Annotated in this window: 12 protein-coding genes; 7 read left to right on the top strand and 5 right to left on the bottom strand. The window is 74.9% G+C overall.

The genetic code is table 11. The features are described 5' to 3' along the window. Positions 1-86: 86 nt before the first annotated feature. Complete coding sequence (locus GA0070608_RS09615) at positions 87-842, bottom strand: HAD family hydrolase (protein WP_091625345.1); 756 nt, start codon at positions 840-842, stop codon at positions 87-89. Between the two features lie 78 nt (positions 843-920). Between GA0070608_RS09615 and GA0070608_RS09610 the strand changes: the two genes are divergently transcribed. Continuing rightward, a complete protein-coding gene (locus GA0070608_RS09610; RefSeq protein WP_091625342.1) occupies positions 921-1,910 on the top strand; it encodes an L-threonylcarbamoyladenylate synthase in 990 nt (329 codons plus the stop codon). 266 nt (positions 1,911-2,176) lie between these two features. Here the strand turns inward: GA0070608_RS09610 and GA0070608_RS09605 are convergent, their stop codons facing one another. Continuing rightward, positions 2,177-6,664, bottom strand: a complete 4,488-nt coding sequence (locus GA0070608_RS09605; RefSeq protein WP_091625339.1) for a cation-translocating P-type ATPase — start codon at positions 6,662-6,664, stop codon at positions 2,177-2,179. 241 nt (positions 6,665-6,905) lie between these two features. Between GA0070608_RS09605 and GA0070608_RS09600 the strand changes: the two genes are divergently transcribed. The 6 genes from GA0070608_RS09600 (at position 6,906) to GA0070608_RS09575 (ending at position 11,413) form a co-directional block, all read left to right on the top strand. Further along, entirely contained in the window at positions 6,906-7,166 is a 261-nt protein-coding gene (locus GA0070608_RS09600; protein WP_091625334.1) for a hypothetical protein, read from the top strand. 257 nt (positions 7,167-7,423) lie between these two features. Continuing rightward, positions 7,424-8,746 carry an MFS transporter gene (locus GA0070608_RS09595; RefSeq protein ID WP_091634734.1) on the top strand — a complete coding sequence of 441 codons (1,323 nt, stop codon included), beginning with the start codon at positions 7,424-7,426 and terminating at the stop codon, positions 8,744-8,746. 138 nt (positions 8,747-8,884) lie between these two features. Next, the gene (locus GA0070608_RS09590) at positions 8,885-9,526 is read left to right on the top strand and encodes a GAP family protein (RefSeq protein WP_091625331.1); all 642 of its coding nucleotides are present in this window, start codon (positions 8,885-8,887) and stop codon (positions 9,524-9,526) included. Positions 9,527-9,617: 91 nt separating this feature from the next. Then, positions 9,618-10,403 (top strand): SDR family oxidoreductase, encoded by a 786-nt coding sequence (locus tag GA0070608_RS09585; RefSeq protein WP_091625328.1) that lies wholly within the window; start codon positions 9,618-9,620, stop codon positions 10,401-10,403. A gap of 37 nt (positions 10,404-10,440) precedes the next feature. Next, on the top strand, positions 10,441-10,635 hold the full coding sequence (locus GA0070608_RS09580; protein WP_091625325.1) for a hypothetical protein: 195 nt from the start codon (positions 10,441-10,443) through the stop codon (positions 10,633-10,635). A gap of 229 nt (positions 10,636-10,864) precedes the next feature. Next, complete coding sequence (locus GA0070608_RS09575; protein WP_091625320.1) at positions 10,865-11,413, top strand: YbaK/EbsC family protein; 549 nt, start codon at positions 10,865-10,867, stop codon at positions 11,411-11,413. Positions 11,414-11,484: 71 nt separating this feature from the next. Here the strand turns inward: GA0070608_RS09575 and GA0070608_RS09570 are convergent, their stop codons facing one another. The 3 genes from GA0070608_RS09570 to GA0070608_RS09560 all read right to left on the bottom strand — a co-directional run bounded on the left by GA0070608_RS09570 (position 11,485) and on the right by GA0070608_RS09560 (position 13,070). Continuing rightward, positions 11,485-12,120, bottom strand: a complete 636-nt coding sequence (locus GA0070608_RS09570) for a DsbA family oxidoreductase (protein ID WP_091625316.1) — start codon at positions 12,118-12,120, stop codon at positions 11,485-11,487. Between the two features lie 20 nt (positions 12,121-12,140). After that, positions 12,141-12,569, bottom strand: coding sequence for a SufE family protein (locus GA0070608_RS09565; protein WP_091625313.1), 429 nt, complete (start codon positions 12,567-12,569; stop codon positions 12,141-12,143). 75 nt (positions 12,570-12,644) lie between these two features. After that, a complete protein-coding gene (locus GA0070608_RS09560) occupies positions 12,645-13,070 on the bottom strand; it encodes a CBS domain-containing protein (RefSeq protein WP_091625309.1) in 426 nt (141 codons plus the stop codon). Positions 13,071-13,102: the final 32 nt, after the last annotated feature.

Here is a 13,102-nt window from a genome sequence, read left to right as displayed (position 1 = left end):
GCATGACAATCCTGTTGGCGCTGGTGGGTCGTCGATGACGAGCAGGTCATCGATGAGCCGTGGCGATGGGCCTCGGGGACCCACTGTCACGCGGGGGCGTGCTCACGCAGGAGCGCGAGGAGCCCGTAGCCGTCCTCGATCCGCGCGTCCGGTTCGACTCCCGGCAGCGCCGCCTCCCGGTCGGTGCGGGGTGACCGCATGAGGATCGCGGCGGCGGCGCCGGCGCGACGGGCGCAGGCGATGTCGCGGTGCACGGTGTCGCCGACGAACCAGCAGTCGCCGATCGGCACCGTGATCGCGCGGGCCGCCAGCAGTGCCAGCTCCGGGTTCGGCTTTCGGGGCCCGGCCTCGTCGCTGTAGAACTCGGCCTCGAACAGCCCGGAGAGCCCTGCGACCGCGAGGAAGTCCCGATGGGCGGCGCCGCAGAGCGTGTTACTGACGACCGCCATCGGCAGGCCGGCGTCGGCGGCGTGGCGTAAGGCCTCGGGGATGCCGGGCCGCACCGCCCACTCCTCCCGCCAGGTCCAGGCGTATGCCAGCGGGGTCGCCTCCCGCTCGACGGCGTCGCGGGCCTCCCGCGGCCAGGACCGGGTCACGAAGTCGGCCCAGACCTGGCCGTGCGGCAGCTCGACGGGGTCACCTGTCCGGCCCACGTCGTCGCGCCACCGGGCGTACGCCCGGGTGCCTTCGCCGAGGTCCCGGGCGATCTGCTCGTCCGGGACGGCGTCGTCGACGAGCCCGGCCAGCCGCCGCACCAGCCCCGGTGCGGCCGGTGGTTGGGGTGGCGCGTCGGCCAGGACGCCGCCGAAGTCCAGCAGGAGAGCCCGAGGGGCAGGAAGCATGCCGCCATCCTCGCGCACCGGACGACGCCCCGGCCACCGCCGAGTCGACGCCGACCCCGGCAGGTTAGCGTCGCAGGTGTGACCACTGGACCGTCCCCGCGCGTGCTCCCGGCCGACCGCGGCATCGCCGAGGCCGCCTCCGTCCTGCGTACCGGCGGGTTGGTGGCCTTTCCCACCGAGACCGTCTACGGGCTCGGCGCGAACGCGCTGGACGCCCGGGCCGCCGCCCGCATCTTCGAGGCGAAGGCGCGGCCCAGTTTCGACCCGCTGATCACGCACCTCGCCGACGCGACCGAACTGGAGAAGCTGGTGGGGGCGGTGCCGGCGGCGGTGGCGGCGTTGGCCGAGCGGTTCTGGCCGGGGCCGCTCACGCTGATCGTGGACCGGCCGGCGGCGATCCCGCCGATCGTCACCTCCGGGCTGGCGACGATGGCGGTCCGGGTGCCGGACAACGCGCACGCGCGGGCGCTGATCGCCGAGGCCGGGGTGCCGGTGGCGGCACCGAGCGCGAACCGGTTCGGCCAGCTCAGCCCGACCCGGGCCGAACACGTGGTGCGGGGCCTGGGCGCCGCCGTGGACGTGGTGCTCGACGGCGGGCCGACGCGGTGCGGGATCGAGTCGACCATCGTGGACGCCCGGGGCGGGCAGCCGGTGGTGCTGCGCCTCGGCGCGCTGCCGGTCGAGGCGCTGGAGGAGGCCGCCGGCCCGGTGACCGTACGCCCGGGCAGCTCGGGGCGGCCGGTCGCGCCCGGCACGCTGGCGGCGCACTACGCCCCGCGTACGCCGCTGCGGTTGGTATCGGGCGGCGAGCCGCCGGCGGCGGACGGGGTGCGGCGCGGCTTCCTGGCCTTCCGGGACCGGCCGGCGGGCGACTGGGCCGCCGTGGAGGTGCTCTCCGCCGACGGTGATCTGACCGAGGCCGCCGCGCGGCTGTTCGACGCGCTGCACGAACTGGACGCCACCGGGGTCGGCGAGATCCTGGTCGAGCCGGTCCCCGAGGTCGGCGTGGGCCGGGCGATCAACGACCGGCTGCGCCGCGCCGCCGCCACCTGGCATCCGGCAGGGTGAGACAGGGGTGCACGGGCCGGGAGGACGGGGGCACGAGTTCGTCGGCATCGCGGCCGTCGGGTGCCCGGCGCGCCCGGAAAGGGCTCCGGGCAGTGTGGCGGGGCGCTGTCGAGCTGCCCCATCTGTGAGACCGGCAGGTGCGGCGGAGGGTTGAGTGGGCGGGCGACGTCGGCGGCGAGGCCGACGTGCCCCATCTGTGCGGGCAGCTCGACAGCATCGACGGGGCAGAGTCGACGCGCACCCCCAACGGACGCCACCGGTGGCGTTCAGGGCCGTGCCGGCCTGTCGGCCGTGTCGTGCGCGTCGTGGGTCGGGGAACGGCCGTCGGGGTTCGGTGGGTGTGCCGACGGGGACGCGGCCGGCGGCAGCCGTTCCACCAGGCGGGTGAGCGCGCCGTTCGCGAAGGTGGCGCCGAGCGCGGAGCCCGTCGCGATGGTCCAGCCGACCGGACCGAGCGGTGTGCAGCCGAAGAACTGGCTGACTCCCGGCGTCTGGACGACCGCCGCCAGCACCCCGACCGACGCGGCGGTGGAGGCCAGTACGGCCGGGCTGGTGCCACCGGCCAGCACCGTCTGCCCGAGCTGCGTGCCGACCAGCGAGACCAGCGCGACGGTGCCCGCCCGCCGGCGTCGCCCGGTGTAGCGGGCCAACGTCCAACCGGCGGTGGCGCCCAGCGTGGTGGCGGCGGCGCGTAGCCCGATCTCCCGGGTCATCGTCTCGCCGAGCGAGGTGTCGGGGCCTTCCCGGAGCAGTCCGTCGGCATGGTCCGCACCGGGTGGCCGGACCGCGATCGCCAACGCCGGCGCCAGGTCGGTGAGCAGGTTGACCAGGAGCAGTTGCCGGCCGGTGAGCGCCGAGCGGCCGGTCGCGGCGGCGGTCAGCACGCTGAACGCGATCTCGCCGAGGTTCCCGCCGACCAGGATGCTGAGCGCGTGGCGTACCGAGGACCACATCGCCCGGCCCTCGACCAGGGTGGCGATGATGGTTTCCAGCCGGTCGTCGGTGACCACCAGGTCGGCCGCGGCCCGGGCCGCCGGGGTGCCCCGTTGGCCGAGGGCGATGCCGACGTCGGCCAGCCGGATCGCCGGGGCGTCGTTGGCGCCGTCGCCGGTCATCGCCACCGTACGCCCGCACTTCTGCAACGCCTGGATGATCCGTACCTTGTGCGCGGGGGTGCACCGGGCCACCACGTCCGTGGTGGCGAGCCGCGCGGCGAGGGCGTCGTCGTCGAGCTGGTCGAGTTCCGACGCGGTGACCACCCGCTGGTTCTCGTGGTCGCTGATGGTGGCCGCTATCGCCTCGGCGGTCGCCGGATGGTCACCGGTGATCATGATGGTGTGCACGCCGGCCTGACGGATCCGGCGCACGGCGGGGGCGGCACTCTCGCGTACCCCGTCGGCGAGGGCCAGGAAGCCCACGAAGGTCAGGTCGCGCACCTGCTCGTCCGTGACGTCGGACGAGGAGACCCGGCACTCGGCCACGGCCAGGATCCGGTGCCCCACCCCCGCCCGGTCGGCGAGCATGGCGTGCAGCCCGCCGCGCCCCTCGTCGTCGAGCGGCTCGTCGACTCCCCCCGGCAGCCTCCGGCCGGAGCAGCGGGGCAGCACCGACTCCGGCGCCCCCTTCACGCTGAGCAGCAGCCGGTCCCCGGCTCGGCCGACCGTGGCGTGGTAGCCGCGGGACGGCTCGAAGGGCAGTCCACCGACCGGCTCCCAACCGTCCGCGCCGGTCTGCTCGGTCACCCCGGCCGCCTGCGCGCCGGACCGGACCGCGCGGTCGGTCTGCTGGGCCAGATCGCGGGGGTCGGCGGCGGCCGGGGTGGCGCGCAGCGCGGCGGCGAGGGTGATCGACAGGCCGCCGTCGAGCCGGTCGACCGGTGCGTACCGGCCGTCGTCGCCGACCCCGGCGAGCATCAGCTCCCCCTCGGTGAGGGTGCCGGTCTTGTCGAAGCAGAGCACGTCCACCCGGCCGAGGGCCTCGATGGTGCGCGGGTTGCGGACCAGCGCGCCGTGTTCCGCCAGCCGTCGCGCGGCGGCCAACTGCGCGGCGCTGACCAGGAACGGCAGCCCCTCCGGCACGGACGCGACGGCCAGGTTCGCGGCGGTCGCGGCGGTCTCCGCCAGCGGTACGCCCCGCAGCAGCCCCGCGCCGGCCACCGCAACCGCCGAGCCGGCGGCCAGCGGGATCGCCGCCCGGGTCAACCGGCCCAGCCGCGCCTCCACACCGCTCGACGGCGGGGCCTGCCGGGCCATCGCCAGGCTCCGCCCAGCCTCGGTGTTCGCGCCGGTCGCGACCACCACCGCTGTTCCGTTGCCGGCGGCGACGGTGGTGCCCTCGTAGAGCATCGACCGCCGGTCGGCGACGGCGGCGGCGACGACGGGCTGGTCGGTCTTGCCGACCGGCAGCGACTCGCCGGTGAGCGAGGACTCGTCGGTCTCCAGGCCGGCCGATTCCAGCACCCGGCAGTCGGCCGGGACGGCATCCCCCGATTCGAGGACGATGACGTCCCCGGGCACCAGGTCATCGGCCGGCAGCATCCGTTCCGCGCCGTCCCGGCGTACCCGGGCGGTCACCGCCGAGCGGGACAGCAGCTCGGCCAGCGACCGCTCGGTGTTGTGCTGGTGCACCGCCCCGAGCAGTGCCGACCCGCCGACCACCCCGCCGACCAGGGCTGCGTCGACCAGCGAGCCGAAGGTGGCGGAGAGCACCGCCCCGGCGGCGAGGACCGGGGTGAGCGGGTTGGCCAGCTCGTCGACGAAGGCCCGGAGCAGCCCCGTCGGGCCCGTGGGCTGACCGGTTCCGTCGCCCCGGCGGCGCTCGGCCTCGCCGGTGGCGAGCCCGTCCGGGCCGCTGCCGAGCTGGTCGAGCACGGTTGAGGACGGCATCAGGTGCCAGGCGGTGACGGCCGGCGCCGCGGTGTCCGCCGGGCCGGGCAGCCGGCGCGCTCGCAGGACGCCGTGGGCGAAGGCCAGTGCGGCTGCCCCGTTCACGGCCGCGACGGCGCGGCCGGGCAACTGTGCGGGTGCCGCGGTGAGCGCCCCCAGCGCGCCGAGGCCGGTGCCGGCCACGGCCAGGCCGATGTTCTGCCGGCTCATCCGGCGGGCCACCCCGGTCGCCTCGATCATCAGTGCCACCACCGGCAGGTCGGCACCGACCAGCAGGTGCGCGCCCCAGGGCGGCAGGTCCTCGGGGGCGGAGAGCCCCAGGCCGCAGTCGGCGACCCCGAGCGCGGCGCCGTCGGCGGAGACCACCATCACCACCGCCCCGTCGCGTTGCAGCGCCCGCACCGACTCGGCCAGCCGGTCGCGACCCGGCAGGTGGGCGTCGGCGAAGCCGTACCGCCGCTCGTCGTCGCCGGCCACGACCAGCCGCAGGCCCGCCTGCCGGGCGACGGTCGGCAGGACGTCGACGCCCGGCGCCGGCTCCGGCTCGACCCGCAGTACGGCGGCGAGGGTGTCGCCGTCGGACAGGCCGAGCATGGTGCCGCCCGCGTCGCGCAGCCGCCGGCTGTCGGCGGTGTCGCCCGGGTTCTCGACGTCCAGCGCGTCCAGCGGTCCGAGCCGCCAGCCGTCGGCATGCCGCAGCTCCCCGGGCGCGGCGGGGTCGAAGAGGGCGAACGCGCGCGCCGCCACCTGCCCGGTGTCCGCCCCGGCCAGCGGCGCCAGGTCCGCCAGCACGCCCCGGTCGGAGCCGAGCACGGCGGCGTCCAACACCAGGGTGTCGATCCGGTCCAGTTCGCGCAGGACGCTGCGGTCCATCGCGATCACCCCACGCCGGGCGAGGAGCAGACCGAGCTGCGAGGCGTACCCTTCGCGTCCGCTGCCAGGGGCCTTGGGCAGGGTGGAGAGGCCCAGCGCGGCAGCCCGCTTCGGGCCGACGACCGGCATCGTGGCCGCTGCGGCGGCGCCCGCGGTGAGCATCCGGCTGATGTACTTCTCGACGGGGCCGTCCGGCTTCGGCCGGGGCCGCTCGACCTTCGGCGCCTGGGCGGCGGCCCGCTCCGGATGCCCGGTCAGCCGATGCTCCGCCTGCGCCCACGCGCGGGCCTGGGCTCGCGCCTCGCCCCACTGCACCACCCGCTGCGCGCCGTCGAGCACGAGCCCGGCCCAGCTGCCCGTCAGGCCCAGCACGACCGCCTCGGCGAGCGGGAACAGCAGATCGGCGCGGGGGTCGGCGCGTAGTCCCCGGTCCGCCAGCGCGTGCAGCTTCGGGTGCAGGTCGACCGCGACGAGCAGGCCGGCGACCTCCCCGGGCACCGGCGTGAACGGCAGGATCCGGGTGGCGGCGGAGATGGTCAGGCCGAGGGCGTCGGAGGCCAGCGCGCCGAGGGTGCGTGGCGTACGCGGCCCCTCCTCGGGCGGGTGCGGCGGCGGGATTCCCGGGTCCGGCTCGTGTGGGCAGGCGCGTTCGGTGCGGGCGACGGTCGCGATTAGGTCCCGCAGGGCAGGCTCCGGCGTACCGACGGCGACGACCACCCGGCCGGACGGGGCGTTGACCCGGGCCCACTGCACCCCGGGCATCCGCTCCAACGCCGCCTCGACCTGGCGCGCGAGGACGTCGCCGCCGTCCTGGCAGACCCCGAGCACCTCGATGTGGTGCCGGCCGTGGCGGGACCAGACCCGACGCCGGGTCAGCCCGGCCACCCGGGCCACCCGGGTCGCGGCTGCGCCGACGCTTCGGGACGCCTCATTGACGACACGCGGCACGGCGATCGGTGGAAGGAGCCGGCCGGCGGCACGACCCAGCGAGGTCATTGAGGCGTACGACCGGACAGGCGCCGGTCAGGCCCCCCGCTGCCGCTGTTCCTGCCGTACGCCATCTCGCCTCCCACGTTCCGCTCCGGCGGCCTGGCTTCCCCGGCGGACCGCCCGTTATGCCCGGCGGGAAGCGGAAGTTCGTTCCGCGTGGTGGACCGAATTTCTGCCGCTCGGCGGACATGGCCTGCCATGCCGGTGGAATGCCGGTGTCGTCACCGTCGTCATCGGGGAGGCAGGGATGAGCACACTGACACGACAGCTCAGCGGGACGCACGAGACGATCCGGGCGTTCAGTCGGCGGGTGGAGATTCCGCTGCTGGGCGAGGTCGCCGTACCCTCGCCGGACCGGCTCGCCTTCTACGCGGGCGTCGGGTTGCTCGCCGCGCTCCAGATCGTCGAGTGGCCGGTGGCACTGGTGATCGGCGGCGGGCACGTGCTGGCGGACCAGCACCTGTCGGGGCTGGCGAAGGGGCTCGGGGACGCGCTGGAGGCGGCCTGAGAGCCGGGTCACCCTTGACCTCAATCGGGGTTGAGGCCCGATGCTGAGCACATGCTGATCGAACTGCTCCGCGCCGAGGCGGGCCTGTCGGATCCACGGGCCCGCGGCGGCCACCGGCCGCGGTGGCTGCCGCGTCCGGCGGGCCGGAGGTGACCGACACGGCAGCGCGGTCAGCCAGGCGGTCCTCTCCACGAGCCGACGCCCCCACCGTCCCGGTCGCCGGCGAGGCCGGACTCCTCGCGCCCCGGCTGCGGGCCATGACGGTGGGCAGCGTCGCGCTGATCTCGCTGCTCGCCTTCGAGGCGCTGGCGGTGGGCACCGCCATGCCGACCGTCGCCCGCAGTCTCGACGGGTTGGCCCTCTACGGGATCGCCTTCGGGGGCACCTTCGCCGCCGGCGTGCTCGCCATGGTCGTCTCCGGCATCTGGTGCGACTCGCGGGGTCCCCGGGCTCCGATGTGGCACGGGCTCGTCTGGTTCGTGCTGGGACTGGTGCTCGCCGGCAGCGCCACGAGCATGGGCGTCATGGTCGCCGGTCGTGCCGTGCAGGGCTTCGGCTCCGGCCTGCTCTCGGTGGCGCTCTACGTGATCGTCGGGCGGGCGTACCCGGAGGCGCTGCACCGGCGGATCTTCGCGGCGTTCGCCGCCGCGTGGGTCGTACCGTCGCTGGTCGGGCCGGCGCTGGCCGGCCTGATCGTGGAACACCTCGGCTGGCGCTGGGTCTTCCTGGCGGTGCCGGCGGTGGCGGTGCCGGCGGTGCTGCTGATCCACCCCGGTCTGCGCGCGGTCGGCGCGACCACGGTGACGGGGCTGCCGGCCGGCGCGGCGGTCCGGATCGGCTGGGCCGGTGGGGCGGCGGTGAGCGCCGCACTGTTGCACGTCGGGGGGCAGCAGCGCGGCGCTGCCGCCGTCGGGCTGGTGGCCCTGGCGCTGGTCGGGTTGCTGGTCTGCGCGCCCCGGCTGCTGCCGGCCGGGTTTCTGCGTGCCGGCCGGGGACTGCCCACGGTGATCGGACTGCGCGGGCTCGCCGCGGCCGCGTTCGTCGGCGCGGAGGTGGTGATCCCGCTGATGCTCTCCCGGGAGCGCGGGCTGTCGCCGACCGCCGCCGGCCTGGTCCTGACCACCGGCGCGCTCGCCTGGTCGGCGGGTGCCTGGACGCAGGGGCGGATGCCCGCGCCGCGCTCCCGGGCCACCCTGCCGAGGGCGGGTCTGATCTGCATCGCCGCCGGCACGGCCGTGGTCACGCTCGCCGTTGCGCCGGCGGTGCCGGTCTGGGTCGGCGTGCTCGGCTGGGCCGGCGCGGGCCTCGGCATGGGTCTGCTCTACCCCTCGCTGTCGGTTCTCACGCTGGAACTGTCCGCCCCAGGCGAGCAGGGCCGCAACAGCTCCTCGCTGCAACTGGGCGACTCGCTCTTCGCGGCGACCGTGCTGGCGCTCACCGGCGCGGTGCTCGCCGCCGGTGCGGCTCCGGGACCGGGCAGCTACGCCGGCACCCTCGCGGTGGCCTGCGGGCTGGCCCTGCTGGGCGTCGTGCTGGCGGGCCGGGTGGTGCCCGGCGTGTCCGGGATCCGCGCCGGCTGACCGCCCTCCGCCGGGTCCGGTGCCGGCCCCGGCGCTGGTGGTCGGCACCGGACCCGTCGACGTCCCGATCCCCCGATCTCCGGGGGATGCGCCGATTCGGCCCGGTCCGGACCGTACGCCCGGGAGGATGGGCGGGCGATGAACTTCCTGACCATCCTGCCGATGGCCGTGGTGATGGTCGCCGGGACGCAGCTGGTCGCGGCGGTCTTCCTCGCCTCGGCCGACCGGCCGCGTGCCGCGTCGCTGGGCTACCTGGCCGGGGCGGGGCTCGTGGTGTCGGGCGGGGTGACGGTGAGCTGGCTGCTCATCCGGGTCGTGAACATCAACATCGGGGCCGGCTCGGGTGGGCACCGAACGGTCGGACGCTGGATCGACGTGGTGGTGCTGGCGTTGCTGGTCGTCCTGGCGGTGGTCGTCTTCCTGCGCCGGCACACCACCGGCACGCCGAAGTGGATGAGTGGCCTCCAACAGGCCAGCCCGGGGTATGCGCTGCGGCTCGGCGTGCTGCTCTTCCTGGCCATGCCGACGGACGACCTCACCATGCTCACCGTCGGGGCGAGCGCCGCCCGGCACGACCTGTCCTGGTGGCACCTGCTGCCGTTCGTCCTGCTCACCCTGACGTTGCTGGGCCTGCCGCTGCTGGCGTTGCTGCTGCTCGGCCACCGCGCCGAGGCGGTGCTGCCCCGGATGCGGGACTGGGCCCAACAGCACTCGTGGGTGGTGAGCGAGATCGTCATCGGGTTCTTCGTGCTGATCACGGCGGCCGACCTGCTCCGGTGACCCGCCGCACAGCCGGTCACGTACGGAGGCCCGGCACCGTCACCACCACCGTCGGGCGGCGGGCGCGCGACGGCCGGAGCGGGAGGAAACCATGCGGGTGCTGGTCACCGGGGCGGGCGGTCGGCTCGGGCGGGTGGTGCTGCCCCGGCTGCGCGCCGAGGGCTGGGACGTCCGGGCGACGAGCCGGCGGGCGCGTACCGGATCGTCGGTGCGGTGGGTGGTGGTCGACCTGGCCACCGGGGAAGGGCTGGCCGAGGCGGTGGCCGGCGTGGACGCCGTTCTGCACCTCGCTTCGGCACCGAACCGGGGGCGGCAGACCCACCGGGTCGACGTGCTCGGCACCCGCCGGCTGGTCGTCGCCGCCGGCCAGGCGGGCGTACGGCACCTGGTCTACGTCTCGATCGTCGGGGTGGACCGGGTGCCGATCCCCTACTACCGGCACAAGCTCGCCGCCGAGCAGGTCGTGGCGGCCGGGACGGTGCCGTGGACCGTGCTGCGGGCGACCCAGTTCCCGGAGTTCCTCGACGGGATGCTGCGCGGGGCGAGCCGGCTCGGCCCGGTGCTCGGAGACCCGGCGGTGCTCGCCCAACCGGTCGACCCCGGCGAGGTCGCGGACCGCCTCGTCCGGCGGCTCACCGTGGGCCCGCTGCGCGGCATCGAGGAGTACGGCGGCCCGGAGGTGCTCCGCTTCGAGGACGCGGTCCACGCGTGGACGGCCGCCAGGCGGTCCTGCCGCCCGCTGCTCCCGATCCGGATACCCGGGAGGCTCGGCCGCGCCCTGCGGTCGGGTGGACTCATCACCGGGGCGACCCCGACGGGCACCCGGACCTGGGCCGACCACCTCGCCGACACGTACGGGGGAACCGGCGCAAGATGAACGGCCTGCGCGTTCATGTCCGGCCTAACGTGACGCCATGTTCGCCATGGTCACCACCGTCATCCTTTACGTCGCCGGGTTCGTCTTCCTCTACGGCGTGATCCGGCTCGCCGTCCGTCACGCCTTGGAAGAAATGGAAACGCGTCGGGTCCAGGCCGAGCGGGCAGAGGAGTTGTCCGTCGCCCGGGACCGCACGATGCTTCGCGAGAACGGGTTCCTCACCGGCAACTGACCGGCTCGCCCGTCCCGTCCGCCGGTGACCGGTCACCGGCGGACGGGAATCCGGCCTTTCGGAACGCGTCCTCCCGATGGACGGGATCCGCCCACAGGACGCGTGGGTTCGGTGGACGGGGATCCGGGCCTCGGGACGCGTGGCGTTCCGGCGGGCGGGGACCGGTCCTCGGGACGCGTGGCGTTCCGGCGGGCGGTGGGGGTGGCCGGGTGCGAGGATCGCAGTCGTGATGGGGACGTTGAAGACAGAACCCGCCCGTAGTCGGCTCGACCTGCTTGCCTCGCCGGTCGCCGCCGCCCTCGGGCAGTGGCCCGCCGAGGCGCCGGTGGACATCGACGACGTGCTGGTGGCGCCGATCGACGCCGAGCTCGCCGACACCGCCGCCTTCTGTGCCGCGTACGAGGTACGGCTGGACGAGTCGGCCAACTGCGTGGTGGTGGCCGGCAAGCGTGAAGGGGTGGTCCGTTACGCGGCCTGCGTCGTGCTCGCCACCACCCGCGCCGACGTCAACGGGGTGGCCCGCCGGGCGCTCGACGTCCGTAAGGCGAGTTTCGCGCCGATGGCCGACGCGGTGGAGCTGACCGGCATGGAGTACGGCGGCATCACCCCGATCGGCCTGCCGGAGCAGTGGCCGATCCTGGTCGACGCGCGGGTGGTCGCCGCCCCGTACGTGATCATCGGTTCGGGCGTACGGCACAGCAAGATTGCGCTGCCCGGGTCGGCGCTCGGTGCGCTGCCCGGCGCCCGCGTGGTGGAAGGGCTGGCCAGGCCTGCCTGACCCGTTATGAGCGTCGATACCGTTGCACGTGAAACATCACGTTGATCGATGCCTGTCGCCGGGTCGGCGACTCAGTCGGCCTCGGCCTCGCGGCGGTCCACCTCGGTCAGGGCGGCGAGCAGCGTCTCCGGCTCCTGGGCGCCGGTGACCGCGTACTTGCCGGCCAGCACGAAGGTGGGCACGCTGGTCACCCCGATCTGCCGGGCGGCGGCAAGCTCGTCGGAGAGCTCCGCTACCCGCTCGTCGGAGTCGAGGAAACTGCGTGCCTCGGCCGCGTCCAGGCCCACCTCGGCGGCGAGCGTGGCGAGCGCGTCCCGGGAGCCCACGTCGACGCCGTCGGTGAAGTGGGCGCGGTAGAGCGCGTCGACCAGCTCGGCGGCCCGGCCCCGGTCCGCGGCCCACGAGACCAGGCGGTGCGCGTCGAAGGTGTTGGCGGTGACCGCGCGATCGAAGTCGAGCGTGAGGCCGGCGGCCGAGGCCACCTCCGTCACCTGCCCGAACATCTGTCGGACCCGGTCCGGCCCGCCGAACTTCGCGGCCAGCGCGTCGACCAGCGGACGCGGCTCCGACACCGGCGACGGGTCGAGCTGGAACGGCCGGTAGTGGACGGTCACCTCGCCGTCGTACGACTCCAGGGCCTGCTCCAGCCGACGCTTGCCGATGTAGCACCAGGGGCACGCGACGTCGGCGTAGATCTCGATCTCCATGCCGGGTGACAACCCTCCGGTCAGCCGATCTGTTCCCGGACCTGCCGCTTGAGCCGGGCCAGGATGGCCGTGCCGCCACGCACCCGCAGCGGGCTGATCACCTGGGCCAGCCCCATCCGCTGGTAGAGGTCGTCGGGCACGTCGAGCACCTCGTCCGCGCTCGCCCCGGCCAGCCCTTCGGCGAGGATGCCGGCGAAGGCGCGCGTGGTGGGCGCCTCCGGCGGGCAGTCGAAGAGGGTCTCCACCGTCTTCTCCGAAGTCACCCGGGCGCGCAGGAAGAACGCCGTCTGGCACTCCGGCACCTGCTCCATGCCCTCCCGGTCGGCGGAGCCGGCGGGTAGCGGCGGGATGACGTCGGCATACTCCAGCAGCATCTCCAGCACCACGTCGCGGGGCGCGTCGGCGAACTCGTCGACGATCTCGGAAAGCCTGGCCGGCATGGATGACATGCCCCCGAGGCTACCGCCGTCAGGAGGGGCTCCTTCCTCTACCGCAGGTGTCAGGAAGGAGCCCCTCCTGACACCTCAGACGGTGGGTGCCTGTTCGCTGATGTCGCTGAGCGCGGAGCTGGGGTCGAGCTGCATGGCGAGGTCGCCGAGGGAGACGATGCCGACCAGCTTGCGGTCGCTGTCGCAGACCAGCACCCGCCGGATGCCCCGCTCCCGCATCAGGGCCGCCGCCTCGGCCGCGGTCGAGTGCTGCTCGATCATCACCACCTCGCGGGTGATGATCGAGCCGATCGTGGTGCTGGCCGGGTCGCTGCGCTCGGCCACCGCCCGGACGACGATGTCCCGGTCGGTGAGCATGCCGGCGAGAGTGGCACCGTCGGTGACCACCACGTCGCCGATGTCCGCCTCCTTCATCACCCTGGCCGCCTCGTCAAGGGTGGTCTCGGCGGGCAGGTAGATGACCTGCTTCGTCATCACGTCGCTGACCCGGTAACCGGTCATGAGAGCCTCCAGAACGCATTCAGTCGATCAGA

The sequence above is a fragment of the Micromonospora peucetia genome, assembly GCF_900091625.1.
GTDB classification, from domain to species: Bacteria; Actinomycetota; Actinomycetes; order Mycobacteriales; family Micromonosporaceae; genus Micromonospora; species Micromonospora peucetia.
This window is presented reverse-complemented; position numbering and strand designations above follow the sequence as displayed.